This window comes from Pseudomonas sp. PDM04, assembly GCF_014851765.1.
Classification (GTDB): Bacteria; Pseudomonadota; Gammaproteobacteria; order Pseudomonadales; family Pseudomonadaceae; genus Aquipseudomonas.
The window spans coordinates 1,169,981-1,195,119 of record NZ_JACVAI010000001.1 but is presented as its reverse complement, the minus strand read 5'-3'; the positions used below and the strand labels follow the sequence as shown (position 1 = coordinate 1,195,119).

Below are 25,139 nucleotides of genomic sequence, written 5' to 3'. Positions count from 1 at the left end.
TGCAGCATCCCGAACCGCGCGAGATTCTAACAGCTTGGAGGCAAATTGCGTTAGATCCGTGTTTTCAGTGTATAGAGCATTTCAAGTGCGCGACGCGGTGTCAGGTCATCCAGGTCGAGCTTGGCCAGTTCATCCAGGACCGGGTGCGGCAGGCTGGCGAACAGGTCGCTCTGCTGCGGAGCGGCCTGCTTGCCCTTCACCGGCTTGGGCACTTCATGGGGCAGTGCGGTGGCTTCCAGTCGACCCAGATGCTCGCGGGCGCGCACGATCACTTCGCTCGGCACCCCGGCCAGCTGGGCCACAGCCAGCCCATAGCTCTGGCTGGCAGGTCCCGGCAGCACGTGGTGCAGGAACACGATGCGCTCGTTGTGCTCGGTGGCGTTGAGGTGCACGTTGGCCACCAGCGGTTGGGCTTCCGGCAGTACCGTCAGTTCAAAATAATGGGTGGCGAACAGGGTGTAGGCGCGCAGATGGGCGAGACGTTCTGCCGCAGCCCAGGCCAGGGACAGACCGTCGAACGTGCTGGTGCCGCGACCGACTTCGTCCATCAGCACCAGGCTGCGTTCGGTGGCGTTGTGCAGGATGTTCGCGGTTTCGCTCATTTCGACCATGAAGGTCGAGCGTCCGCCGGCCAGGTCGTCGCTGGAGCCGATCCGGGTGAAGATCCGGTCCACCAGCGACAATTCGCAACTGGCCGCCGGCACGAAACTGCCGATATGGGCCAGCAGCACGATCAATGCGGTCTGGCGCATGTAGGTGGATTTACCGCCCATGTTCGGACCGGTGATCACCAGCATGCGCGTGTTGTCGTCCAGGCTCAGGTCGTTGGCCACGAACGGCGTGGTCAGCACCTGCTCGACCACCGGGTGGCGGCCCTGGCTGATGCGCATGCAGGGTTCGTCGACGAAACGCGGGCAGTTGAGGTCAAGGTTGAGCGCACGTTCGGCGAGGTTGCTCAACACGTCCAGCTCGGCCAGAGCGGCGGCGGTGTCCTGCAGCGGCGGCAACTGGGCGATCAGGTCTTCGAGCAGGGCCTCGTAGAGCATTTTCTCCCGGGCCAGGGCGCGGCTCTTGGCCGACAGCGCCTTGTCTTCGAAGGCCTTGAGCTCCGGCGTGATAAAACGCTCGGCACCTTTGAGTGTCTGGCGCCGGATGTAGTCAGCCGGTGCCGACTCGGCTTGCTTGCTCGGCAGTTCGATGAAGTAGCCGTGAATGCGGTTATAGCCGACTTTCAGGTGCGACAGGCCGGTGCGCGCCTTTTCCCGGGCTTCCAGGTCGATCAGGAATTGCCCGGCGTTCTCGCTGAGCGATTGCAGCTCGTCGAGTTCGCTGTCGTAGCCGGTTTTCAACACGCCGCCGTCACGGATGACCGCAGGCGGATTGTCGATGATGGCTTTTTCCAGCAAAGCCGCCAGTTCCGGGTAGGTACTGGTGGTTTTCGCCAGTTGAATGATGTGCGGCGTTTCCAGCTCGGCCATCGCCCGTTGCAACTCGGGCAGGGCGCCGAGGGCGTCGCGCAGGCGGGCCAGGTCGCGGGGACGGGCATTGCGCAAGCCGATGCGGGCGAGGATCCGCTCGATGTCACCGATTTCCTTGAGCTGAGGCTGCAGCTTTTCGAAACGGTAGCCGTCGAGCAGGCAGGTAATCGAGGTCTGCCGCGCCAGCAGCACGCTCAGGTCGCGCAACGGGCGATTCAACCAGCGGGTCAGCAAGCGGCTGCCCATGGCGGTCTGGCAGCGATCGACCACCGATTGCAGCGTATTGTCGCGACCGCCGGCCAGGTTGGTGTCCAGTTCCAGGTTGCGACGGCTCGCGCCATCCAGCACCACGGTGTCGTCCAGGCGTTCATGGCGCAGGCTGCGCAAGTGGGGCAGGGCGGTGCGCTGGGTTTCCTTGGCATAGCTGAGCAGACAACCGGCGGCGCCGATGGCCAGGGTCAGGTTCTCGCAACCGAAGCCCTTGAGGTCCTGGGTGGAAAACTGCTGGCAGAGGCTTTTCAGCGCCGAGTCGCGCTCGAAATCCCACGGTGCACGGCGACGGACCCCACGACGTTTTTCCGCTGGCAGATCCTTGGGCCAATCATCCGGGATCATCAGCTCCACCGGGTTGATCCGCTCCAGCTCCGCCAGCAGGTTTTCCCAGCCCTTGATCTCCAGCACCGTGAAGTTGCCGCTGGTGATGTCCAGCACCGCCAGGCCAAACAGGCGCTCGTCGCCCAATACGGCGGCGATCAGGTTATCCCGGCGCTCGTCGAGCAGCGCTTCGTCACTGACCGTACCCGGCGTGATGATGCGCACCACCTGGCGTTCGACCGGCCCTTTGCTGGTCGCCGGATCGCCGACCTGCTCACAGATCACCACCGATTCGCCGAGCTTGACCAGCTTCGCCAGGTAACCTTCTGCGGCGTGGTACGGAATCCCGCACATCGGAATCGCCTGGCCCGCCGACTGCCCGCGGGCGGTCAGGGTGATGTCCAGCAACTTGGCGGCCTTCTTCGCGTCTTCGTAGAAGATTTCGTAGAAGTCACCCATGCGATAGAACATCAGCTGGTCAGGGTGCTGGTTCTTCAGGCGCCAGTATTGCTGCATCATCGGCGTGTGCGACGACAGATCGGACAGTGCTTTATTCATCGGATATCAGGCAGATTCGTTGAAAGGTGTAGGGCAAAGGAGGGGCATTGACCCGGCTTTTCCGCGATGGGCGCAAGGTTACCATGGGCGGTCCGCAGGACGCAGGCATGAAAGCCTCGGGAAACATTTCCACTGTCCATGCACGGTTTATGCAAAACAGCATTTGTCTTCGCAAAAAAGATCAAGCACTATGCGCGATATGCAAAAACGCAATGTTTCTAACGTCCTCAGAGCGCTGCTCGATCAGCACGGGATCTCCCCCACGGAGCTGCACCGTCGCACCGGCGTGCCTCAATCCACCCTCTCGCGAATCCTCAGCGGCAAGATTGTCGACCCTTCGGACAAACACATCTCGAAGATCGCCGAGTACTTCGCCGTGAGCACCGACCAGTTGCGCGGTCGCGCCGGTGTGGCATCCGCCGCCGGTGCCGGGCGCGATCACGTGCACGCCGAACTCAAGGACATCAGTCTGTGGGACGACGATACGCCCGTCGATGACGACGAGGTGTCGGTCCCCTTTCTTCGCGAGGTTGAATTGGCGGCGGGATCAGGAAGATTCGTCATTGAAGAGAGCGAGCGCGCCAGCCTGCGCTTTGGCAAGCGCAGCCTGCGGCACAACGGCGTGCAGTTCGACCAGGCCAAATGCGTCACGGTACGCGGCAACAGCATGTTGCCGGTGCTGCGTGACGGCGCCACCGTCGGGGTCAACGCCGGCAAGAGTGGCATCGGCGATATCGTCGACGGCGACCTCTATGCCATCAACCACAATGGGCAATTGCGGGTGAAACAGCTGTATCGCCTGCCAACCGGCATTCGCCTGCGCAGTTTCAATCGCGATGAGCACCCGGACGAGGACTACAGCTTCCAGGAAATGCAGGAAGAGCAAATTGTCATCCTCGGTCACGTCTTCTGGTGGGGCATGTACGCCCGTTAGGCCAGCCTCTGTCAGATAAAACCCGCCATCGTGCGGGTTTTTTTCGCCTGCAAAAATCGTCAGCGCCTTTGCCTGCGGGGCTTCCATGCGTTCGTGCAATTAAAATGCATAAATAAATGCATTTATGCATTGACTGTATATGCATCCATGCATATTCTTCGTCTCAAGCCGCTCGACAAAGCAGCTCGCAACGAAGCTCTTCAGTTCCACCACAACAGGCAGCGATGAACCGGCCTCAACGGTTCAGAGGGTTGGCAACTGACCCGGGTGTGCAGCGTAAAGCACCAGAAGCAGTTATCCGGCGGGCAGGGACCGCGGTCGGAAAAACAATCTGAATGGACCCGTACCGCGCCAGTCGCGCCGAAAGGTCAACGCGAAGGACCGCATTACTGAAAAGCCCGGTGCAAGCCGGGCTTTTTGGAATGCCTACCACACGACATTTCTTTTTAACCCACCACCTGCCTTTCATTCATCAATCACCCAAGGAGGCGTGACATGACAAACGAGCAACTGGCGTTGCTGGACATGCCGATCTGGCTGGTCATCGTGCTCGCCTTGATGGGTGGGGTGTCCGGCGAAATGTGGCGCGCCGACAAGGAGGGCGCTCGCGGCTGGTCGCTGCTGCGGCGTCTGGCCCTGCGCTCCGGGGCCTGCATGATCTGCGGGGTGTCGGCGATCATGCTGTTGTATGCCGCCGGCCTGTCGATCTGGGTCGCCGGCGCTTTTGGTTGCCTCACGGCGATGGCGGGCGCGGATGTCGCCATCGGCCTGTATGAGCGCTGGGCGGCCAGGCGCATCGGCGTATGCGAGGTACCGCCGCCGGACTCCCGTCCGGATCAGTAGACCCCATTCATCGGCCATTACGGCCACCGCGCTTCGCTGCATGAACCCGCAGCCGGAGCCTGAACCCATGCACAGGAAGTCACCTTATGTCCCTCGACATCGACAGGCCGTCGCGGCTGCTGCTTGCCATCGCTCAGACCCTGCGCTCGGCGGGCCTGGGTCTGAACGTCGCAAGTCCCCAGGACTTCGACGCCACCTTCGACCAGGCCTGGGCCCTGATCACCTGCGAGCGCAATGCCAGCGCCAGCCGTGCCCCTGATGGACGTATCGCCCATGCCCTGACGATCTCGCTGCAAATCATCACGTCGCCGACGCTGGCCGATCCAGGCCTGGCCGCGTGCGATCTGGCCTGCGTACTCAAAGGATTGATCACCGATAACCGCTGGGGCTTGCCGTCCGGTCAATGCGATCGGCCGCAAAACATCGACGCCTTGCCGTCGACTTTCCTCAGTGACGCGCAGGCCTATTCCGCCTGGACCCTGGCCTTCGACCAGACGCTCTACCTCGGGGCGCTGCTGCTCGACGACCCGCTGGGCATCCCGAAATTCGCCAAGACCTGGGAGGTCTCGAACATCGACGACCCCGATCAATACACCGAACTGGAGGACTGAGGCATGTTCGACGGTTTTTTACGCCAGCAACTGGGGCCGGTCATCGAGCGCCTGGCCGAGATGGAAGCGCAGCTGGAAGACCTTTACCGGCGCACCGACAGTGTGTGCCGGATCGGCGTGTGCCAGGAGGTCGATGCGGCCAGCAACACCTGCAGAGTCAGCCATGGCGAGTTGCTGACCCCAGCGATCCGCTTTTTCAACCCCAGCGCCGGGGCGCAAAGCGAATCGCGCATTCCCTCGGTCGGCGAGCAATGCCTGTTGCTCAACCATGGTGGCGGCGACGGCGGCGCGCAGTCGGTGGCGTTGTTCGGGCTCAACGGCAGCCAGTTTCCGCCCGTCTCGACCCAGGCTTCGCTGACGCGTCGCCGCTACCTGGACGGCACGGAAAGCGGCTACGACGATGGCCTTCACGCCTTGCACTGGAAGAACGGCCCGGCGGCGTTCAACGGCTCTCGCGAAGCGCTCGAGTTGAATCTCGGGCCGGCGAGTCTGGTGATCACGCCCGAGGCCATTGAACTGCAACTGGGCGCGGTCGGTTTGCGACTCGACGCTTCCGGTGTGCACCTGAGCGGCCCGGTGGTGGATCACCAGGGTCGCGTCATCAGTACCGCATGAAGAGTCTCCCATGATCGGAATCGATAGAAACACCGGGGCGGCGGTCGACGACTGGCCGCAGTTCGTGCAGCGCGCCACCCGGGCGCTGACCACACCCCTGGGCACGCGGCAGAAGCGTCCGCTGTATGGCTCGCTGATCCCGGACCTGCTGGGCCGCAACCTGGGCGATGACCTGTTGCTCCTCGCCCAGAGCCATGCCGCCCAGGCCTTTTACAACGAACAGAACGGCATCGGCGATTTCCAGCCGCAGGCCATCGTCGCCAGTCGCCGGGGCGCCGGGCTGGTGTTGCGCTTTGCCGGCACCTGGAACAACCGCACGCAAACCTTCGAGGTGGTGACATGAGCATGTTGATCCCTGGCCAGAACCAACTGGCCGAACCCTCGATTGTCACCGTCGAGGCTTTCGAGGACCTGCTCGCCGAGTTCAAGCGCTTCGTCGTCGAGTACGTCGGCGCCCGGTCTGCGCAGACGGCGGTGAAGCTCAAGGCGAGTCTGGAAAACGAAAGCGAATTGCTGACCCTGGCGCTCGAAGCCTTTTGCGTGCGCCTGCAACTCCATGAGCGCCAATACAACGCCCGGATCAAGCAGATGCTGGCCTGGTGGGCGACTGGCAGCAACCTGGATGCCCGCCTTGCCGACATGGGGCTTGAGCGTCAACTGCTGGACCCCGGCGATCCCCAGGCGTTTCCGCCGATTGCGCCGGTGTATGAAAGCGACGATGACGCGCGTTTGCGCTATTACCTGGCGCCCCATGCGCCGGCTGCCGGGTCGCGCATGCAGTATCGTCGCGAGGTGTTCACCCTTGGCGAGCGCCCCGTGGTGAAGGTCGATACCCATGCGCCGGGCAAGGTCACGGTGACCTACACCTTCGCGCCGGACGGCTTGGCGGCGCAGGTCAAGGATGGCAATGGACGCCGCACGGCCCCAGGCGAGGTCATGGTCACGGTGCTGGCGCGGGAAGGTGATGGTTCGGCCTCCGAGGCGTTGCTCGACGGAGTGCGCGAGCATTTCGCACGGCCGGACGTGCGACCGGAAACCGACCGGGTCACGGTGCAGGGGGCGCACATCAAAAACTACAGGATCCGCGTCGTCGCGAGGATCAACGCCGGCCCGGATTCGGGGCTGACCAGGCTCGCCGCACAACAGCAATTGCAGGCGTATGCCCAAAGCTGTCATCGCCTGGAAGGGCGAGTCGACCCCAGCTGGATCGACTACACGCTGCACAGCGCAGGCGCGGTTCAACTGGAAATCCTCGAGCCGCTGGAGCCGATCGTCACCACGGCTTTCGAGGCGCCGTATTGCACTGCTGTCGAGGTTGAGGTGCTGGCGTTATGAATGACGAACACTCTCGATCGAGCCTGTTGCCACCTAATAGCTCTGCACTGGAAAAAGCCCTGGATATCGGCTTTGGCGTATTGCTTGACCGCATCGCACCGCCGTTTCCCGAGCTGATGAACCCCACCGGGACGCCGTTGGCTTTTCTGCCGTACCTCGCGGCGGATCGTGGTGTCAGCGAATGGAGTTCAGAGGCGAGCGAGGTGGAAAAACGCCTGACCGTGCAACTGGCCTGGCCCACGGCGCGCCAGGCCGGGACGCGGCAGGCCCTGGAAAACGCCGCCAGGGGCCTGCGCCTGAGGCCCGAAGTGCGGGCCTGGTACGAGCAGACACCACCGGGCCAGCCTTACAGCTTCAACGTCCGGGCGTTCACCGAACAACCCTACAGCGAAGCCATCGATGCCCGTCTCGATCGCCGACTGGCGGACGCCAAGAGCGAGCGCGACCTGTTGTCGGTGTCGGTCGGCCTGAGTGCCTTCGGCAACCACGTCATCGGCGCAGCGACGGTGTGCGGTGAGCTGACCACGGTTTATCCCATCGTTCTCGAAGGGCTCGAGCTGTCGGGTCTGGCCTTCAAGGCCGGCGCGCTCTACACCGTCGAAATCTCCACTATTTATCCACAGGGGTCCTGAATGGCCGACTATTACACCCTGCTCACGAACGCAGGAATTGCCTACGAAACCGCCTGCAAGGCGGCGGGCGTGCCGATCAAGTTGTCGCAGATTTCGGTCGGCGACGGCGGCGGCGCGGTTTACAACCCGGCGGCAACCGCCACTGCGCTCAAGCGAGAAGTCTGGCGCGGGCCGCTCAACGCCCTGTTCCAGGACGAAAAGAACCCCAGCTGGCTGCTCGCCGAAGTGACCATCCCACCGGAAGAGGGTGGCTGGTACGTGAGGGAAGCCGGGCTCTGGACCGACACCGGCATTCTCTACGCCATCGTCAAGTACCCGGAATCGTTCAAGCCAGTGCTGGCGACGTCGGGTTCGGGCAAGGAGTTCTACATCCGCTCGATTTTCGAGACCAGCAACGCCTCGCTCGTGACCTTGTTGATCGACGACACCGTGGTGAAAGCGACCAAGGCGTGGGTGATGGGGTACCTCGCTGACGAACTGGCAAGTACCAGGGCTGAAATCGAGGCCATGATCGCGCAGGCTTCGGCGTTGCCAGTGGGCTCGATGGTGGCGTTTCCCAAGGCGACGGTGCCGCCGGGTTTTCTGGAAGTCGATGGCAGCGTGCAGAGCATTGCGACCTATCCGGATCTGTATGCGTTCCTGGGCACGACCTTCAATACCGGGGGAGAAGGGGCGGGTAATTTTCGGCTGCCGGAGTCCCGTGGGGAGTTTTTGCGCGGGTGGGATCATGGACGAGGGGTAGATGCCGGGCGGGCGATTGGCAGTAACCAGCTCGATGCCTTGCAGAACATCAAGGGTGAGCTTTCGAGTCGTTCGTTCGGGTCTGGAGTGCTCGGGGCTATCACGGGTGGGGTTTCTCCAAGCCCGTTTGGATCGTCAAGGCCTAGTGCTGGTATTGGTGGCTCAACTCCACTTGGGCAGGCTGGAGGGTCGGTGGTCACTGATTTGACTCTCTTTGACGCCTCCTTGGTGGCTCGTACCAGTACAGAAACCCGCCCGCGCAACCTGGCAGTCATGTGGTGCATCAAAGCCTGGAACGCGCCGATCAATCCGGGAAACATTGACGTCGCTGCGCTGGAAGCTCAGGTGCTGACGCTCAACAACAAACTTTCCCAGCTGTTCAAAACCCCCACAGACGTCAAGGCGTCGCGAGCCATCAACGTCACCTACACCAACAGTTCAACCCTGCCTATCGTCGTCAACGTGGCGCTTGTCGGTACAGCCGCGAACCAGACTGCCACGGTCATGGTCGATGGGGTCAGCATCTTCGGATCGTCGTTCCCGAACACGGGCCTTAGCCTCGCGGTGTCCGCAATTATCCCTGCAGGTTCAACCTACAAGGTTCCGACGGGCAGCTACACGATTAGCAATTGGGTGGAGATCCGCTGATGCACTATTTCATTGACGCTGCTGGAAATGTTTTTGCCTTCGTGAGTGCAACGCAAGCACCGGAAGGTCTGTCGCCCATCAGCGAGTCGGACGCTTTGGCACTGGCGGCTGCGCCATCTCCGGAAGTGGATTATCCCGCTGTAATTGCAGCTGAGCGTTACCGGCGCGAGCGCGTCGGAGTCTCGCTCAACGGCTTTGTCATCGATACCTCCCGTGAGGGTCAGGCCTTGATTGCGGGCGCTGCGGTTTCGGCGATTATCGATCCGACTTACACATGCAACTGGAAAACCGGCAACGGTTTCATCGCATTGAACGCCTCTGAACTCCTGGGCCTGGCGACGGCTGTACGCACCCATGTGCAAGCCTGTTTCGACCGAGAGTTGGCTTTGCTGCGCGCAGTTGAGAACGGCGAATACCGCGACCCCATGTTGCTGGAAGGCTGGCCTGAACCGGCACCTGACCCCGCTGCGAATGTGGGACTACCTTCAGATCCACAATAAACGCCCCGCACCGTCGGGGCGTTTTCTTTCCCGTTGGCACACCACTCACACCCCCCTCAGCCCCTTTCTTCAAGGGGCTTTTTCATGCATGGAGAAACACCCATGGCAGAACGCCAAACGTACACCGTAGTGCGCCCATTCCCCGTCGGGGGCGGTCACTGGTCGAGCATCGGCCAGGCGCTGAATCTGCTCGAGGTCGAGGCTAGCGCGTTGCGCACGGCCGGTCGACTGGAGCTGAAAAAAACCGAAGCTGCCGAGTCGGCTTCTCCATCCACTGCGGCGAAAAAAGCCGCTGCCAAGAAGGCTGAATAACCATGGCTGAGGTTTTGAACTTCGAGCACAACGGCATTACCGTCAATGCCACCGAATCTCCCGAGGCCATGGGTGGCCTGGGTGACAACGTCATTGGCCTGGTCGGCACAGCGCCGCAGGCCGACCCGCTGATTCCGCGCAATGCGCCGTTTCGCATCAACAGCTTCACCACCCAGGCGCTGCTCGACCCGACGGGGGCCGAGGAGGGCACGCTGTATCACGCGGTGTTCCAGATCCTGAAGGTGGTCAAGGTGCCGGTCTACGTGGTCATCGTCGAAGAGGGCGCGACCCCGGCGGACACCCTGAACAACGTCATCGGCGGCATCGATCCGCTGACCGGGCGCAAGCTCGGCCTGGCTGCATTGGGCGGCGTGCCCGAGGACCTGACCATCATCGGCGCGCCGGGCTTCACCGGCACCAAGGCCGTGGCCGGTGAGTTCGCCTCGTTCGGCAAGCGCATCAAGGCCCGCGTGGTGCTCGACGGCAAGGATGTCGCGGTCGCCGATCAAATCACCTACAGCCAGGAACTGGGCGGCGCGGAGCTGGGTTTCGACCGTTGCCTGGTGGTGCACAACATGCCGTCGGTGTACTCCAGGGCGGCGAAGAAAAACGTATTCCTGGCGCCCTCGAGCCTGGCCATCGCCGCGCTGGCCAAGGTCAAGCAATGGGAGAGCCCGGGCAACCAGGTGACCTTCGCCGAAGACGTGTCGCGCGTCGTGGAATACAACATCCTCGACACCTCCACCGAGGGCGACCTGCTCAACCGCTACGGCATCAGCTACTACGCCCGCACCATCCTCGGCGGCTTCTCGCTGCTGGGGAACCGCTCGATCACCGGCAAGTTCATCAGCTACGTCGGCCTGGAAGACGCGATCAGCCGCAAGCTGGTCAAGGCCGGCCAGAAGGCCATGGCCAAAAACCTGACCAAGTCGTTCATGGACCAGGAGGTCAAGCGCATCAACGACTGGCTGCAAACCCTGGTCGCCGACGAAACCATTCCGGGTGGCAGCGTCTACCTGCACCCGGAACTCAACAGCGTCGAGAAGTACAAGAACGGCACCTGGTACGTGGTCATCGACTACGGCCGCTACGCGCCGAACGAACACATGATCTATCAACTCAACGCCCGTGACGAAATCATCGAGCAGTTCCTGGAGGACGTTCTCTAATGTTTACCAACCGTGTAAGACAGGCCATCGCGGCCACGCTGCAAGGCCTGCCGTTGTCGGCGACGGTGGAAGAGTTCACGCCGCCGAAGATCGAGTTCGACATGGAGGCGCAGGCCGGTGGGCGCTTCATCGCCGAGGAAATGGCCAAGAGCGGCAAAGTGCTGGGCGCCACGCTCATCCTGCAAGGTGCCGGTGCCGAAGTCATGCTGGCGCTGGGGGTGAAGCTGGGCGACGACATCCTGCTCAACGTGCGTGAAGCCGGCCAGGATCAGGATGGCAATACCTGGTTCACCTATCACACCGTCGGCGGCAAGCTCAAATCCCTGACCGAAGCGAAACTGAAGATGGGCGAAAAACCCACCACCACGCTGGAGCTGTCCTGCCGCACCTACAACCGCCTGGAAAACGGCATCCCGGTGATCGACATCGACGTGCGCACCCAGAAGTTCGTGCTCAACGGCGTCGACATCCTCGGCGATGCCCGTCGCGCGGTGTTGCTGCCTTAACCCTCCACCCCCTGTGGGAGCGAGCCTGCCTCGCGATAGCGGTGCATCAGACACCGCGCTGTTGCATGACAAATCGCATCGCGAGCGGGCTCGCTCCCACAAGGGTTGTCTTGCCGGGATCCAACCCCGGTCACCAAGGAATTCCCCCATGCCCTGGACGCCACCCGTTCATGTCCTGTTGTCGCCAATCACCGCCGACGACGGCACGCAGATCGAACAGATCACCCTCAAACCGCTGTTCTATGCCGCACAAAAAGAAGCCCTGGCCCGCGCCGGCGATGACGAAGACGATCAGTTCTTCGAGCTGGCGCAACTGGCCACCGGGCTGTCGGTCAAGGAACTCGACCAGCTCAAACGTCCGGACTACGTGAGCATCGCCCACTACGTACACGAAATGTCGACCTTGCCGGCTTCGCACTTTCTTCAATCCGTGGGCGAAGGCGAACCGGATGAAGTGACGCTGCTGCAACCGCTCGCCGCAGCCGGTCGCAGCCTGACGTCGCTGACCCTGGAAATGCCGGTGCTGCGCGCCACCAAGGCGATGAAGAAACTCAAGACCGCCAAGGAGCGCGCGGAATTCATCACCGCCCATTGCACCGGTCTGATGCTCCCCGACCTGGCCTATCTGACCGTTCCGGACTGGACGCAATTGCAGGTGCGAATCGACGATTTTTTAAACCAACCGGCGGCCTTCTTTCGGAACGCGACATCGAAGTGATCCTCGATGTCGTGCCGCTCATTTACCCGGTAAGTGAGGCGGAGATTCTGCAGTGGGACGCCGACAAGGCCTTGCGCCGCTACGAGATTGCGCTGAGCCGTCTGGGTGTGAAAGAGGAGTAGGGGAGGATGGCAGACACTAAGTATTCGATGAGCGAGGCAACGCTCGACAGTTTTGGATTACCGGCGCTGAGTGTGACCTCAGAGCCCTTCGGCTTGAGCGGTTTTACCGGCGCCATGGCCCAGCTCGGCATGGCGTTGAACGCGGCCAGCCTGAACATTCGCCTGTTGACGGCACAACAGGGCGAACTCGGCAAGGTCCTGGAGTCGCTGACGGCAGCGTTGTTCACGCCTCGCCCACAGCTCAGGGCGTTTTCGCCGGCACCTCGCTTCAGTGGAGAATCGCCGTTCCGGCTGAATATCGAGGTTGAACCGCGCCCATCCATTGAACCGCCGCGCGTACCGATGGCTTTGCCCGCCAGCGATAAAGGTGCAGGCAATGCGTTGCAGCCCTCGCCAGGAACAGCGCTTGAAAAGTACCTGCAGTGGTCGTCGACACCTGAACACGTGGTTTCGACCGCGACGCCCGCTGAACCTCAAAGAAGCGCCACGCCGGTTTCGCTCAACCCGATGGCGACGAGTCTGGAGCGGCTGCACAATGTGGCGACTCCGGACCTTTCCGCCCCGCTCGACAGGTTCAACTCGTTCGCCGAACAAACCCCCGTGCTGGGGCCTGGGCTGGCGGCCGTCGCTGTCGGGGTGTATGCCCTCGCATCGAAAGTGGTCGACGAAGCGCTCGCCAACGCGGCGAAAAAGATCCTGAAGTGGGGTGCGCCGCGACTCCCTTTTGGTTTGGGAACGCTGATTGACGAACCGGATGGCGCTGGTCATCAAGGTGAAAAACGCCGTCCTCCGACAGCGGGCAAGGGATCAGGGCCGAACCGCAACGACGCTCAGGCCGATCATGAAGGCAAAGCAAGGGGGCGCAACAAACCCGGGAAAAAAACGCCCCGCAAGAACCCGCCGCCACCCAAAATCGAAGTGCAACGCCGCACGCCTGTGCCTTCAAACGCGCAGACGCGAGGTTTGACCGGTGGTGCCCGCCCTGCGCGTGCCACTTCGCTGGTCGGCAGGGTGGCCAGCGTCGGGGCTGCAGCAGGCAGGTTGTCGCCGCCGTTGAGATTGCTCAATGCGGGTGTCCGCGCGGCCCGGGGCATTGCCAGCGGTGACCGCAGAGCCGTGGTTTCTTCTGCCGGAGTATTGGCAGGTTCTTATGCGGGTGCCGCGGCAGGCGCCGCGCTCGGCACCCTTGTTTTCCCCGTTATCGGCACCGCCATTGGCGGTTTGGTGGGCAGCTTCGCTGGTTCCGGGCTGGGCACGATGCTCGGTGAAAAGCTGGGCGGGCTGGTGGATCGGCTCAGCGCGCCGGAACAGGTCAGCAAGGACATGACCAGTGCCCAGGCGCAAAACACGTCAATCAATTTTGCCCCGTCGATCCAGGTCACTTGCCCCAATGCCGACAGTGCCGAGCAGATTCGCAGCGTGGTCGCGCAGCAGTTGCAGGCGCAATTCCACGCTGAGTTCGTCCCGTTGATGACCCACAACGCCCTCGCGACTCGACGCGACGCGGCCCTGACAGATGGAGGTGTGTAATGCGTCAGCAAATGGCACTGGGCAGTTTTATCTTCGGCTTGTCGCGCAACTTTGCCTACAGCGGCATCGTTCGCCTGTCGGACGGCGGCTGGACCGATCTGGAGGTGGTGATGGGCAAGCCGAAATCCAGGCAGGCCGGGCAGAAGGCGCAGACGCTGAAGATCAGCGGCAAGTCGATGTACGCGGTGGCCATGCAACGGCTCGATGAACTGCGGGCACTCCAGGCGTTGCGCGTGCCGTTGCCGATGGTCGACGGCATCGGCACCCACTGGGGCTTCTGGCGAATCAACAGCGTGACGGAAACCCAAAGTGAAGTCATCGATGACGGGACGGCGATGGTCATCAATTGGTCCGTGGATTTGTCGGAGTTCATCCATGCGTAGAGTACGAAGTGTGGCCGGTGATTCGGTGAATCTGTTGCTCTACCGGGAAACCGGTCGTTGCGATGATGCGGTCGAAGAGGCGCTGTGGCGCCTCAATTCGAATCTGCAGGAACAGCACGCGGTCCTGCCGGCGGGTGTCTGGGTGGTCCTGCCGGAACCTGAATCCCGTCCCGCAGTGGACGCCCCGGTTTCGGCCTGGGATTAAGGAGGCGTCATGGCACAGGGTTTCACGCCAGTCATAGAGATTTACGGGGCCAATGCGGACCTGATCAACCCAAGGCTCATCAGCTGGGAGCACATCGACGCCGCCGGCATCGAATCCGATCAACTGACCCTGGTCCTCGACCTGCAAGGGCTCGAAGGCTTACCGAGTCTCGAAGGAAAAATCGGCCTCAGGGTCGGCTACCTGGAATCGGGCCTGATCGACAAGGGCCAGTTCGTGGTCACACGGCGTACACCGACGTTGTTTCCCCTGCGTCTGACGCTGGTGGCCACGGCGGCGCCCTTCAGTGCGACGGATCAGACCGGGTTCAAGCTGCGACGCTCGGTCAGCCACGGTCCGACGACCCTGGGGGCGCTGTTTCGCCAGCTGACCTCGCGCCACGGTTTCTCGCCACGGGTGGCGCCGGAGTTGGCGCTGATCAGGATTGAACACATCGACCAATCCAACGAAACCGACATGGGTTTCCTGACCCGGCTGGCCCGTCTGCACGACGCCGTGGCCAAGCCGATCAACGAGCTCTACGTGCTGGCGCGGCGGGGGCAGGCGAAATCGCTGTCGGGCAAGGTGCTGCCGAACATCCAGCTGTCGGTGACCCGCAACAATCGCCCAGGCGATCACGCCTTCATTTCCGCGACGCTGGATGAAACCAGCCGGGCCAGGTTCCAGGGGTGCAAGACCCGTTGGTGGGACGCGGCGGCCGGCAAGCTGCGGGTCGAGGAGAGCGGCATGGCGCCGTTCAAGACCGTCCGCCAGAGCTATCACAGCGCCGACGAAGCACGGACGGCCGCTGAGGGCGAAGTGCGCCGGATGATGCGCGAGGCGCTGAAGGTGAAGATCGAGTGCCCCGGTCATCCGGGGCTGTCCGCCGAAGGCCTGGTCCTGCTCGACACCACCTGGCCCGATTTCATGCGCGGTCGCTGGTCGATCGACAAGGTCACCGCCAGCGGCAGTCGTGAAAAGAGCTATCGCTGCGCGATCGAGGCGACCTGCCTGGATGCCCGGTCCGCACCGGGATCGAGTTGAATCTGAAACGCCGGGTTCCGAGGGGGCCCGGCCGGGGAGCACGATGAACATTACGTCAACCCAGCTGCAAACGATCATGCCCGACGCCCGCACTCAAGCGGGCGTTTTTGTTGGCGTGCTCAACACCGCCATGGCGCGCCATGGCATCGATACGCCCAAACGCATGGCGGCCTTCCTGGCGCAGGTCGGCCATGAGTCCGGGCAGTTGCATGACCTGCGGGAGCGGGGCAGCGAGCAATACCTGAGCAAATACGACACCGGTCCGCTGGCCGTGCGCCTGGGCAATACCCCGGCGCCCGACGGCGACGGTCAACGCTTTCGTGGCCGTGGCCTGATCCAGGTCACCGGCCGGCGCAACTACCAGCAGTGCAGTGTGGGCCTGTTCGGCGATGAGCGTCTGCTGGTGCAACCGCAACTGCTCGAACAGCCACAATGGGCCGCCGAATCCGCCGCCTGGTTCTGGGCGCACAACGGCCTCAATGAGCTGGCTGATCGGGACCAGTTCAACCGCATCACCCGCCGTATCAATGGCGGCTTGAATGGCCTGCAAGACCGTCTGCAATTGTGGGGGCGGGCGAGGGCGGTGTTATGCCAGCCATCGGTCTGATGCCGCTGTCATGGCGGGCCGCTGGGCTGGTGGTTTTGCTGGTGGTGCTGGCCGCTGGCCCGGCGACGCTGGCCTGGCGTTATCAGGAGGCGCGTTACGCGCGGCAACTGACGGACCAGGCCCGGCTGCACGCCGAATCGCTGAACCAGCTGACCCTGGCGGCAGCCGCCCGACAGCAGGCTGACCAGGACCGGCGCCAGGCGCTGGAGCAGCAGCTGGCGACCAGTGAACACACCCATTACCGAGCGCTGAGCGATGCCCAACGTGATCAGGATCGCCTGCGCGATCGTCTTGCCACTGCTGATGTGCGCCTGTCAGTCCTCCTCGAGGCCGGCGACATTGCCCCAGGCTGCGCAATGCCAGCCACCTCCGGCGCCGGCGGCGTGGATCATGGCGCCCCACGCGCCCGACTTGACCCGGCGCATGCTCAACGAATTATCGCCATCACCGATGCCGGCGATCGTGCACTGATCGCCTTGCAGGCTTGCCAGGCGTATGTGAGGGCGCTTATCCGCTAACATCTTGAGCAACCCTGTCACTTGCAAGCGCGATGCGCTCGTGTACGGTAGGTCCATAGCGCCCGATCAGGAGATGCCCGTGAAAGTGATCACCCAGCTGGCCGCCGACCTCGGCAGGCAATTGCAGATGCTCAACGCCCATGTCTCCACCGCCGAGTCCTGTACCGGTGGCGGCATCGCCGAGGCCATTACCCGCATTCCCGGCAGTTCGGCGTGGTTCGAGGCCGGTTACGTCACGTACTCCAACCTGCAGAAAAACCTGCAATTGGGTGTTCCGGTGGAACTGTTCACCACGGTGGGGGCGGTCAGTCGCGAGGTGGTCGAGGCCATGGCCAGGGGCGCGCAGGAGCGCAGCCGGGCATTTTTCTCCGTGGCGGTCAGCGGCGTGGCCGGGCCGGATGGCGGTTCGCCGAACAAACCGGTAGGCACGGTGTGGCTGGCCTGGGGCGTCGGCGAGCGGGTGTTCAGCGAGCTGCAGCACTTCCCCGGTGACCGCGATGAAGTCCGCCGACAAACGGTGAAGGCCGCGCTAGAGGGGCTGCTGCGCCATGCCTCGGCAGAAATCTCAAATCAGGGGTAGGCGATCCTGAATCCCTGTGGAATAATACTGGCTACTTATACAGGTGTTGGCCGTCAGGCCTTATTGATTACGTGAGGACTTTAATGGACGACAACAAGAAGAAAGCCTTGGCTGCGGCCCTGGGTCAGATCGAACGTCAATTCGGCAAGGGTGCCGTAATGCGTATGGGCGATCAGGACCGTCAGGCGATCCCGGCCATCTCCACGGGCTCTCTGGGGCTGGACATCGCGCTCGGCATCGGCGGCCTGCCAAAAGGCCGTATTGTTGAAATCTACGGTCCTGAATCTTCCGGTAAAACCACACTGACATTGTCGGTGATCGCCCAGGCTCAAAAAGCCGGTGCGACCTGCGCATTCGTCGACGCCGAACATGCCCTGGACCCTGAATACGCCGGCAAACTGGGCGTCAACGTCGACGACCTGCTGGTTTCCCAGCCGGACACCGGCGAGCAAGCCCTGGAAATCACCGACATGCTGGTGCGTTCCAACGCGGTTGACGTGATCATCGTCGACTCCGTGGCGGCCCTGGTGCCAAAGGCTGAAATCGAAGGCGAAATGGGTGACATGCACGTGGGCCTGCAAGCCCGCCTGATGTCCCAGGCGCTGCGTAAAATCACCGGTAACATCAAGAATGCCAACTGCCTGGTGATCTTCATCAACCAGATCCGCATGAAAATCGGCGTGATGTTCGGCAGCCCGGAAACCACCACCGGTGGTAACGCGCTGAAGTTCTACGCCTCGGTTCGTCTGGACATCCGCCGTACCGGTGCGGTGAAAGAAGGTGATGAAGTCGTCGGCAGCGAAACCCGCGTCAAGGTTGTGAAGAACAAGGTGGCTTCGCCGTTCCGTCAGGCCGAGTTCCAGATTCTTTACGGCAAGGGCATCTACCTCAATGGTGAGATGATCGACCTGGGCGTCCTGCACGGTTTCGTCGAGAAGTCCGGTGCCTGGTATGCCTACAACGGCACCAAGATCGGTCAGGGCAAGGCCAACTCGGCCAAGTTCCTCGCGGATAACCCTGAGGTTGCCGCAGCCCTTGAGAAGCAACTGCGTGACAAGTTGCTCTCTCCAGCCGTCATCGCGGACTCCAAGGCCTCTGCAGTCAAAGAGACTGAAGATGACATGGCTGACGCTGATATCTGATCGATCCGATGACCGCCGTACTCGATACACTCGTCGCGGTGCGGCGAACCGCAATGGACCTGCTCGCACGACGCGAGCACGGTCGGGTCGAACTGACGCGTAAACTGCGTCAGCGCGGCGCCCTCCCTGAAATGATCGACACGGCGCTCGACCGTTTGACGGAAGAGGGGTTGCTGTCCGAATCCCGTTACCTCGAAAGCTTCGTTTCCTACCGGGCCCGATCAGGCTATGGCCCTTTGCGTATTCGCGAAGAATTAAGCCAGCGTGGCCTGCAACGCAGTGATATCGAACTCGCGTTGCGCGAGAGCGGTATCAACTGGCAGGAGCAGTTGGAGGACACCTGGCGGCGCAAGTTCTCCGGGCATATACCGATAGACGCCCGGGAGCGCGCCAAGCAAGGTCGGTTCCTGAGTTATCGTGGTTACTCCATGGAAATGATCAGCCGCTTGTTAAGCGGCCGAGGGATGGATGATTGACTGAAACGGCTCGCTATTCGATAGCGGGCCGTTTTTTTTGCCTCACGTGACCTTCAAGGGTTGCCGCGTGCGTTGTGCTGCCACTGGCTTGGAGTGCGCCCAGTTCTCCGGCAGGTTGATGTAGTCGACCAGTTCCCGCAGGCGTCCATGATCACGGGCGTTGAAGGTGAAGGCCAGTCGAACCAGATGGCTGAATCGCGCTTCGTCCTGCTCTTCTCCGCTGTAGGCATGTTGATGGAAGTGATCGCTCAGACACAGGTCGGCGAAGGCGTGTTGCAGGTGTTCGAGCGCATCGTCGCTGAGCTTGTGGTTCATGCGGATCACGAATTGATGCTTGAGCCAGCGGCTGGAGTGGAAGTTGCTATAGAACTGGTTGATCTGCTCCACGGCCTCTTCGGCGCTGTGGACCAGGCTCACCAGTTTCAGGTCGGTCGGCAGGATGTAGCGATTTTCCTCCAGTTGATTGCGGATGAAGTCCAGCGCGCCGTGCCAGAACTGGCCGCCCGGGGCATCCAGCAGCACCACCGGCACCAGCGGGCTTTTGCCGGTCTGGATCAGCGTCAGTACTTCCAGCGCCTCGTCCAGTGTGCCGAAACCGCCAGGGCACAGCACCAGCGCATCGGCTTCCTTGACGAAGAACAGCTTGCGGGTAAAGAAGAAATGGAACGGCAGCAGGTTGGTGGTGCCGTTCACCGTGGGGTTGGCATGCTGCTCGAAGGGCAGGGTGATGTTGAATCCCAGGCTGTGCTCCAGGCCGGCACCTTCGTGGGCTGCCGCCATGATGCCGCCGCCGGCACCGGTAATCACCATCAGGTCCGAGCGCGCCAGCGCGGCGCCGAGTTCGCGGGCCATGCCATACAACGGATGTTCGATGGGGGTACGGGCCGAGCCGAAAACCGTGACTTTACGCCGGCCCCGGAACTGTTCGAGCACTCGGAAGGCCTGTTCCAGTTCGCGGAGGGCTTGCAGGGTGATTTTCGCGTTCCAACGGTTGTGATCTTCCTGGGCCATGCGCAGCACGGTCAGAATCATGTCGCGGTAGATCGGGATGTTCGGGCTATTGGGTGAAACAAGGTTGAGTTGTTCTTCGACCTTGCTGATGAGGTCGTGGCCGCTTTCTGCGAAATGACGGTTAAGGAGGTCATTGGGTTGGTAAGGCATTGAATTCTCCTTCCATTCAGGCAGTGTTCCTTTGGGTGAGGCGCATCGCAAGACGTCGATCAGGCAGCCCCCTTCCTGCCGAGAAAAATGAATGTGAATACTGTGAATCTAGACCCTCGCGGGGATTTGCGCTGACTTGATCATTGCGCCGCAAAGTCTTTCCTGGCAACCGCTTATTGACGATTTGCAAGGTGGTTTCACCGCTCGTCTGAACGCGCGCCGAGTGTCCGACTCTCTGATTTACTAAATTACAGGCATGACACGACAACTTTGCGTCAAAGGCAGGGCGCGCAGTACGAGCGGTTCAAGGATTTTATTTGCTCAAACACGGGCGAAGTGCAAGGAGGCGGGAAGCAATGGCCAGAATCATTCTGGAGATCGATACGCAACTGTATCGATTACTGATGTCATCGGCCGAGACCCATCATTTGAGTCTCGAGGAGGAGTGCCGCCGACGTCTGGAGGGGGGCGAGCGACGCTCGCGCTACTTGCAGGCACTGGTTGCGGAACTGCGCGCCGAGGATGAACAGCGGCGCGCCAATACCCGTTGAATCACTTTTTCTTCGCTGGCGTGGCTTTCGGGCAATCCGATTCCTGGAAGCTGGCCGAGCCGACCGCTCGATTGGTCTTCACCTCGGTGAAGTCGTAACGCATGATCGCGCCCTTTGCCATCAGCTTGCGGAAGCCCGGGTTGTTGCAGACGGAGGAGCCGAGCTGGAAATAAACCGCCTTGGGTTCGGCGCGCATCTTCTGGGCGTGGCTGCTTTGCACGCTCAAGTGATTGATCAGCACGTTGCCTTCGACGGTATAGCCCTGATCGAGAATGTCTTCGTTGATCGCCCGTGGCGTGCCGACGCTGCTTTGGGCGGCGACGTTGCGCAGCTCTCGGTTGAGATTCTGCTCACTCAAGGACGCAGCCTGAGCGTTGAAGGACGACGCCAGCAGAATGGCAGCGGTGGGAACGATAAGGCGCAACATGAAACTCTCCTGTTCAGTGACTGGTGCTTCGACCTGTCACATGACTGTGCGTTCAGTGGGCGCGAATTATAGGGGAGGTGGTCCGGACGGTACAGGCTTGCGCGGACGGCTCTGATAAACTGCGGCCTTTATTGCCCCGAGTGTCGTTCGTGTCGATTTCCCCTGTTTCCCGGTACAGCCCACGATGAACCATGCCCCCAACGCCGTAGCCCGTTTGCGCGACCAGCGCGAGGAGGAGGGCATCAAGCCGCTTCAGGCCCGTGGCTGGCGAGCGCCCCGTTGCCATGACTGCCGGGTGATCGTCAGTCATTGCCTGTGCGCCTGGCGCCCGCAGGTCGAGACCCGCTCCGGCGTATGCCTGATCATGACCAACAAGGAAGTGTTCAAGCCGAGCAACACCGGATGGCTGATTGCGGATGTGGTGCGTGACAATCATGCATTCATCTGGTCGCGCACCGAGCCCGATCCGCAACTGCTGGCATTGCTCGCCGACCCGCAATGGCAGCCGTACCTGGTCTTTCCCGGCGAGTACGTTGAACCCGAGCGGGTGACCAACACGGTCGAGGTCGACAGCACCCGGCGGCCTTTATTCATTCTCCTGGATGCGACCTGGACCGAGGCCCGGAAGATCTTCCGCAAAAGCCCGTATTTCGATGCACTGCCGATCCTCAGCCTGCTGCCCGAGAAACTGTCGCGCTATCGCCTGCGTCGCTCGACCCGCAGCGAGCACTTGTGCACGGCCGAAGTGGCTGCGCTGTGCCTCGATCTGGCGGGCGATGTCGAGGCTGCATCGGCGCTGGACGCTTATTTCGATGTGTTCAGCCAGCATTACCTGGATGCCAAGCACCAGCTGGACATGAACGTCAGTACACCGGCACATGCCGAGCTGATGGCCTTTGTGCCGAACGGCAGTGCTGTCACCGGTTGATTGTCGCCCATACTGCAAAGAACTGTAGCGGCCAGGCACCTTGACCACCCCGGTTTCGCTGGGCATGCTTGGCGCCGATCAGGGCGCGGCCGAGAATTGATACGCCGCATTTCTTACGTGAAAAGCGACATGAACCGTCATGTAACTGGCGTTGAACGCGCCCTGTGGGTGCCGCTCCGTGGCTGCACCTTGCGCTGTTTGAAGAACAGGATCATTTGAAAAATGGCCACATACGAAATCCTGATTGCCGATGACCACCCACTTTTTCGCAGCGCCTTGCACCAGGCCTTGACCCTGGGCCTTGGCCCGGATGTCCGCCTAGTGGAAGTGGCGAGCATTGCCGAACTGGAAACCCGACTCGACGAAAAGTCCGACTGGGACCTGGTGCTGCTGGACCTGAACATGCCGGGTGCCTACGGATTTTCCGGGCTGGTGCTGCTGCGTGGGCAGTATCCGCAGATTCCGGTGGTGATGGTCTCGGCCCAGGAAGAGGCCTCGATCATGGTGAAGTCCCGTGAGTTCGGCGCCAGTGGCTTCATTCCCAAGTCCAGTGACCTGAGCGTGATCCAGAAAGCCGTGCGCGCGGTGCTTGATGGCGATGTATTCTGGCCGCCCCAGGCGTTTGAAGCCGTCAGCGTTTCCGACGAAGCCAAGGCCGCCAGCGAAGGCCTGGCCAGCCTCACACCCCAGCAGTTCCGGGTGCTGACCATGGTCTGCGAAGGGTTGCTGAACAAGCAGATTGCCTATGAGCTGAGCGTGTCGGAAGCGACGATCAAGGCTCACGTCACGGCGATTTTCCGTAAGCTGAATGTGCGGACCCGGACCCAGGCGGCGTTGCTTCTGCAACAACTTGAGTCAATTTCAAGCCAGTAAGGGCGGGCGTCTTCACGCTTTTTTGACCTGGGTTGAACTAGCTTTCCCACTCCTTTTTTGGTCAGTTGCCACGCTTATGTCCCCTTTCAAAGGCCAGACCGGCCTGAAACGCATCCTCAACGCCTCCGGCTATTCGCTGGACGGCCTGCGCGCCGCCTTCACCGGGGAAGCGGCTTTTCGCCAACTGGTGTTGCTCAACGTCATCCTGATCCCGCTTTCGTTCTTTTTGAATGTCAGTCGTGTCGAGCAGGCGGTGTTGATTGCTGTCTGTCTGCTGGCATTGATCGTCGAGTTGCTCAATTCGGCGGTGGAGGCGGCCATCGACCGCATTTCCCTCGAGCTGCATCCGCTGTCCAAGAACGCCAAGGACATGGGCAGCGCCGCCCAATTGGTGGCGTTGACCATGATCGCGCTGGTCTGGGCGGTGATCCTGCTTTAAGCAATGGGCGGCAGCACGATCTCGTCGCTGCGCTGGACCCCGGCGGTGAAGGCGCGGCACAGCTCGAGGAATTCGCGCATCGCCGATGTCTGGTATTTCTGTTTGTGCCAGATGAAATAAAACTGTCGCGCCAGGTCCAGGTCCGGTGTTTCCACCGGCACCAGGCTGCCGCGCCGGAACGCATCGCGCAGCGCCAGGCGTGAGATACAACCAATCCCCAACCCCGATTCCACCGCGCGCTTGATGGCTTCGGTGTGTTCCAGTTCCAGGCGGATGTTCAGCGCGCTGCGATGATGACGCATGGCCTGGTCAAACGTCAGCCGCGTACCGGAGCCCTGTTCACGCAGAATCCAGGCCTCCTGGCTCAGCGCTTCCATGGTCGCGGTGCCGCGGATCGCCAACGGATGCTGCGGTGCGCAGAACACCACCAGTTCATCCTCGACCCAGCTTTGCACCTCGATATCCGGATGGCTGCAGTCACCTTCGATTAGACCCAGATCAATTTCATAATGCGCGACCTGTTGCACAATGTTGGCAGTGTTCTGCACATGCAGCTTTACCTGGCTTTCCGGATGGCGCTGCATGAAGCCACCGATCAACAGCGTGGCCAGGTAGTTGCCGATGGTCAGGGTCGCGCCGACCGCAAGGGAACCGAAACCGGACTTGCCATTGAGCAGGTCTTCGATCTCCTTGGCCTGGTCCAGCAGTGCCACCGCCTGTGGCAGCAGCTGTTTACCCAGCGCATTGAGGCTCAGTCGTTTGCCGGCGCGGTCGAACAGCTGGCAGCTGGACTGGCGCTCCAGTTCGGTGATCGAGGTGCTCGCCGCCGATTGCGAGAGATTGAGCAGCCCGGCAGCGCGGGAAACGCTCTCCTGCTGGGCGACGGCGACGAAGACTTGAAGTTGACGGAGAGTAAATCGCATATCTATATAACCGATAACCCTTATCTTAATAATCCAGTTAACAGATATTGTCGTCGCGATTAGAATACGTTGCAATTGCGCAGAGCACTTTGGTCAACGCACAGGCGCAGACAAATCTCCAGGAGTCCCACGTACATGAGCAACATGAACCACGAGCGTGTCCTCAGTGTTCACCACTGGAACGACACCCTGTTCAGCTTCAAGTGCACCCGTGATCCGGGCCTGCGCTTCGAGAACGGTCAGTTCGTGATGATCGGCCTGCAACAGCCCAATGGCCGCCCGCTTATGCGCGCTTACTCGATTGCCAGCCCGAACTGGGAAGAGCATCTCGAGTTCTTCAGCATCAAGGTGCCTGATGGTCCGCTGACTTCCCAGTTGCAGCATTTGAAGGAAGGCGACGAGATCATCATCAGCAAGAAGCCTACCGGCACGCTGGTACTGGACGACTTGAAGCCTGGCAAACATTTGTACCTGCTCAGCACCGGCACCGGTCTGGCGCCTTTCATGAGCGTCATTCAGGACCCGGAAACCTACGAGCGTTTCGAAAAAGTGATCCTGTGCCACGGCGTACGTTACGTCAACGAAGTCGCCTATCGCGAATTCATCACCGAGCACCTGCCGCAGAACGAGTTCTTCGGCGAGGCCCTGCGTGACAAGTTGATCTACTACCCGACCGTCACCCGCGAGCCTTTCGAAAACGAAGGCCGCCTGACCGACCTGATGCGCAGCGGCAAGCTGTTCAGTGACATCGGTCTGCCACCAATCAACCCACAGGACGACCGCGCCATGCTGTGCGGCAGCCCGAGCATGCTCGACGAGACCAGCGAAGTGCTGAACAGCTTCGGCCTCAAGGTTTCGCCGCGGATGCGCGAGCCGGGTGACTACCTGATCGAGCGTGCGTTCGTCGAGAAGTAACAACCGGCGTATCGCTGTATTCCCTGTGGGAGCGAGCCTGCTCGCGAAGCGGTGTGACAGTCAACAATGATGTTGGCTGATACGCCCCCTTCGCGAGCAAGCCGCTCCCACAGTCGTTTCTGGC

At 61.6% G+C, this 25,139-nt stretch carries 31 protein-coding genes; 27 read left to right on the top strand and 4 right to left on the bottom strand.

Translation table 11 applies throughout. The annotated features are described in order from the left end of the window. Nucleotides 1–50 precede the first annotated feature (50 nt). Entirely contained in the window at nucleotides 51–2,618 is a 2,568-nt protein-coding gene (gene mutS / locus IB249_RS05605; RefSeq protein ID WP_192302857.1) for a DNA mismatch repair protein MutS, read from the bottom strand. Between the two features lie 211 nt (nucleotides 2,619–2,829). Here mutS and IB249_RS05600 point away from each other — a divergent pair, with 211 nt between their 5' ends. From IB249_RS05600 to recX, 22 genes are all read left to right on the top strand, one after another. Continuing rightward, the gene (locus tag IB249_RS05600; RefSeq protein ID WP_192302859.1) at nucleotides 2,830–3,564 is read left to right on the top strand and encodes a helix-turn-helix transcriptional regulator; all 735 of its coding nucleotides are present in this window, start codon (nucleotides 2,830–2,832) and stop codon (nucleotides 3,562–3,564) included. 495 nt (nucleotides 3,565–4,059) lie between these two features. Next, on the top strand, nucleotides 4,060–4,407 hold the full coding sequence (locus IB249_RS05595; protein ID WP_192302496.1) for a phage holin family protein: 348 nt from the start codon (nucleotides 4,060–4,062) through the stop codon (nucleotides 4,405–4,407). Nucleotides 4,408–4,493: 86 nt separating this feature from the next. Further along, nucleotides 4,494–5,018 carry a hypothetical protein gene (locus IB249_RS05590; protein WP_192302495.1) on the top strand — a complete coding sequence of 175 codons (525 nt, stop codon included), beginning with the start codon at nucleotides 4,494–4,496 and terminating at the stop codon, nucleotides 5,016–5,018. Nucleotides 5,019–5,021: 3 nt separating this feature from the next. After that, the gene (locus tag IB249_RS05585) at nucleotides 5,022–5,633 is read left to right on the top strand and encodes a phage baseplate assembly protein V (protein WP_192302494.1); all 612 of its coding nucleotides are present in this window, start codon (nucleotides 5,022–5,024) and stop codon (nucleotides 5,631–5,633) included. A 10-nt stretch (nucleotides 5,634–5,643) separates the two neighbouring features. Then, complete coding sequence (locus IB249_RS05580) at nucleotides 5,644–5,976, top strand: phage baseplate protein (protein ID WP_192302493.1); 333 nt, start codon at nucleotides 5,644–5,646, stop codon at nucleotides 5,974–5,976. Then, nucleotides 5,973–6,968, top strand: a complete 996-nt coding sequence (locus IB249_RS05575; protein ID WP_192302492.1) for a baseplate J/gp47 family protein — start codon at nucleotides 5,973–5,975, stop codon at nucleotides 6,966–6,968. The genes IB249_RS05580 and IB249_RS05575 overlap by 4 nt, the downstream gene beginning before the upstream one ends. Further along, nucleotides 6,965–7,600, top strand: a complete 636-nt coding sequence (locus tag IB249_RS05570) for a phage tail protein I (protein ID WP_192302491.1) — start codon at nucleotides 6,965–6,967, stop codon at nucleotides 7,598–7,600. Before IB249_RS05575 ends, IB249_RS05570 begins: the two co-directional genes overlap by 4 nt. After that, complete coding sequence (locus IB249_RS05565) at nucleotides 7,601–8,989, top strand: phage tail protein (protein ID WP_225606815.1); 1,389 nt, start codon at nucleotides 7,601–7,603, stop codon at nucleotides 8,987–8,989. Then, nucleotides 8,989–9,489, top strand: coding sequence for a DUF4376 domain-containing protein (locus IB249_RS05560; RefSeq protein WP_192302490.1), 501 nt, complete (start codon nucleotides 8,989–8,991; stop codon nucleotides 9,487–9,489). The genes IB249_RS05565 and IB249_RS05560 overlap by 1 nt, the downstream gene beginning before the upstream one ends. A 102-nt stretch (nucleotides 9,490–9,591) precedes the next feature. Further along, nucleotides 9,592–9,801, top strand: coding sequence for a hypothetical protein (locus tag IB249_RS05555; RefSeq protein ID WP_192302489.1), 210 nt, complete (start codon nucleotides 9,592–9,594; stop codon nucleotides 9,799–9,801). Between the two features lie 2 nt (nucleotides 9,802–9,803). Then, nucleotides 9,804–10,970: a phage tail protein gene (locus IB249_RS05550; RefSeq protein ID WP_192302488.1), complete on the top strand. Its 1,167-nt coding sequence runs from the start codon at nucleotides 9,804–9,806 to the stop codon at nucleotides 10,968–10,970. Further along, complete coding sequence (locus IB249_RS05545; protein ID WP_192302487.1) at nucleotides 10,970–11,476, top strand: phage major tail tube protein; 507 nt, start codon at nucleotides 10,970–10,972, stop codon at nucleotides 11,474–11,476. The genes IB249_RS05550 and IB249_RS05545 overlap by 1 nt, the downstream gene beginning before the upstream one ends. A gap of 148 nt (nucleotides 11,477–11,624) precedes the next feature. After that, nucleotides 11,625–12,194 (top strand): phage tail assembly protein, encoded by a 570-nt coding sequence (locus IB249_RS05540; protein WP_192302486.1) that lies wholly within the window; start codon nucleotides 11,625–11,627, stop codon nucleotides 12,192–12,194. 128 nt (nucleotides 12,195–12,322) lie between these two features. After that, complete coding sequence (locus IB249_RS05535) at nucleotides 12,323–13,846, top strand: glycine zipper domain-containing protein (RefSeq protein WP_192302485.1); 1,524 nt, start codon at nucleotides 12,323–12,325, stop codon at nucleotides 13,844–13,846. Then, nucleotides 13,846–14,229, top strand: a complete 384-nt coding sequence (locus tag IB249_RS05530; RefSeq protein ID WP_192302484.1) for a phage tail protein — start codon at nucleotides 13,846–13,848, stop codon at nucleotides 14,227–14,229. The genes IB249_RS05535 and IB249_RS05530 overlap by 1 nt, the downstream gene beginning before the upstream one ends. Then, the gene (locus IB249_RS05525) at nucleotides 14,222–14,434 is read left to right on the top strand and encodes a tail protein X (RefSeq protein ID WP_192302483.1); all 213 of its coding nucleotides are present in this window, start codon (nucleotides 14,222–14,224) and stop codon (nucleotides 14,432–14,434) included. Before IB249_RS05530 ends, IB249_RS05525 begins: the two co-directional genes overlap by 8 nt. A 9-nt stretch (nucleotides 14,435–14,443) precedes the next feature. Further along, a complete protein-coding gene (locus tag IB249_RS05520) occupies nucleotides 14,444–15,475 on the top strand; it encodes a contractile injection system protein, VgrG/Pvc8 family (RefSeq protein ID WP_192302482.1) in 1,032 nt (343 codons plus the stop codon). A gap of 43 nt (nucleotides 15,476–15,518) precedes the next feature. Further along, complete coding sequence (locus tag IB249_RS05515) at nucleotides 15,519–16,082, top strand: glycoside hydrolase family 19 protein (protein WP_192302481.1); 564 nt, start codon at nucleotides 15,519–15,521, stop codon at nucleotides 16,080–16,082. After that, nucleotides 16,064–16,600 carry a lysis system i-spanin subunit Rz gene (locus IB249_RS05510; RefSeq protein WP_192302480.1) on the top strand — a complete coding sequence of 179 codons (537 nt, stop codon included), beginning with the start codon at nucleotides 16,064–16,066 and terminating at the stop codon, nucleotides 16,598–16,600. The genes IB249_RS05515 and IB249_RS05510 overlap by 19 nt, the downstream gene beginning before the upstream one ends. A gap of 79 nt (nucleotides 16,601–16,679) precedes the next feature. Then, nucleotides 16,680–17,180 carry a CinA family protein gene (locus IB249_RS05505; protein WP_192302479.1) on the top strand — a complete coding sequence of 167 codons (501 nt, stop codon included), beginning with the start codon at nucleotides 16,680–16,682 and terminating at the stop codon, nucleotides 17,178–17,180. Nucleotides 17,181–17,263: 83 nt separating this feature from the next. Further along, entirely contained in the window at nucleotides 17,264–18,322 is a 1,059-nt protein-coding gene (gene recA, locus IB249_RS05500; protein WP_192302478.1) for a recombinase RecA, read from the top strand. Between the two features lie 8 nt (nucleotides 18,323–18,330). Beyond that, on the top strand, nucleotides 18,331–18,798 hold the full coding sequence (gene recX, locus IB249_RS05495; protein WP_192302477.1) for a recombination regulator RecX: 468 nt from the start codon (nucleotides 18,331–18,333) through the stop codon (nucleotides 18,796–18,798). 42 nt (nucleotides 18,799–18,840) lie between these two features. Here recX and IB249_RS05490 read toward each other — a convergent pair whose 3' ends face one another. Further along, the gene (locus IB249_RS05490) at nucleotides 18,841–19,959 is read right to left on the bottom strand and encodes a TIGR00730 family Rossman fold protein (protein ID WP_192302476.1); all 1,119 of its coding nucleotides are present in this window, start codon (nucleotides 19,957–19,959) and stop codon (nucleotides 18,841–18,843) included. A 356-nt stretch (nucleotides 19,960–20,315) separates the two neighbouring features. Here IB249_RS05490 and IB249_RS05485 point away from each other — a divergent pair, with 356 nt between their 5' ends. Continuing rightward, on the top strand, nucleotides 20,316–20,510 hold the full coding sequence (locus IB249_RS05485; RefSeq protein WP_192302475.1) for a hypothetical protein: 195 nt from the start codon (nucleotides 20,316–20,318) through the stop codon (nucleotides 20,508–20,510). Nucleotide 20,511: 1 nt separating this feature from the next. Here IB249_RS05485 and IB249_RS05480 read toward each other — a convergent pair whose 3' ends face one another. Next, nucleotides 20,512–20,937 (bottom strand): PA3611 family quorum-sensing-regulated virulence factor, encoded by a 426-nt coding sequence (locus IB249_RS05480; protein WP_192302474.1) that lies wholly within the window; start codon nucleotides 20,935–20,937, stop codon nucleotides 20,512–20,514. A 184-nt stretch (nucleotides 20,938–21,121) separates the two neighbouring features. On the opposite strand from IB249_RS05480, the gene IB249_RS05475 reads away from it, so the two are divergent. The 3 genes from IB249_RS05475 (at nucleotide 21,122) to IB249_RS05465 (ending at nucleotide 23,177) form a co-directional block, all read left to right on the top strand. Further along, complete coding sequence (locus IB249_RS05475; RefSeq protein WP_192302473.1) at nucleotides 21,122–21,865, top strand: tRNA-uridine aminocarboxypropyltransferase; 744 nt, start codon at nucleotides 21,122–21,124, stop codon at nucleotides 21,863–21,865. Between the two features lie 222 nt (nucleotides 21,866–22,087). Beyond that, the gene (erdR, locus tag IB249_RS05470) at nucleotides 22,088–22,738 is read left to right on the top strand and encodes a response regulator transcription factor ErdR (RefSeq protein WP_192302472.1); all 651 of its coding nucleotides are present in this window, start codon (nucleotides 22,088–22,090) and stop codon (nucleotides 22,736–22,738) included. Between the two features lie 76 nt (nucleotides 22,739–22,814). After that, nucleotides 22,815–23,177 carry a diacylglycerol kinase gene (locus IB249_RS05465; RefSeq protein WP_192302471.1) on the top strand — a complete coding sequence of 121 codons (363 nt, stop codon included), beginning with the start codon at nucleotides 22,815–22,817 and terminating at the stop codon, nucleotides 23,175–23,177. Here the strand turns inward: IB249_RS05465 and IB249_RS05460 are convergent. Beyond that, entirely contained in the window at nucleotides 23,174–24,100 is a 927-nt protein-coding gene (locus IB249_RS05460; protein ID WP_192302470.1) for a LysR family transcriptional regulator, read from the bottom strand. The genes IB249_RS05465 and IB249_RS05460 overlap by 4 nt on opposite strands. A gap of 135 nt (nucleotides 24,101–24,235) precedes the next feature. On the opposite strand from IB249_RS05460, the gene fpr reads away from it, so the two are divergent. After that, a complete protein-coding gene (gene fpr / locus IB249_RS05455; protein ID WP_003443014.1) occupies nucleotides 24,236–25,015 on the top strand; it encodes a ferredoxin-NADP reductase in 780 nt (259 codons plus the stop codon). Nucleotides 25,016–25,139: the final 124 nt, after the last annotated feature.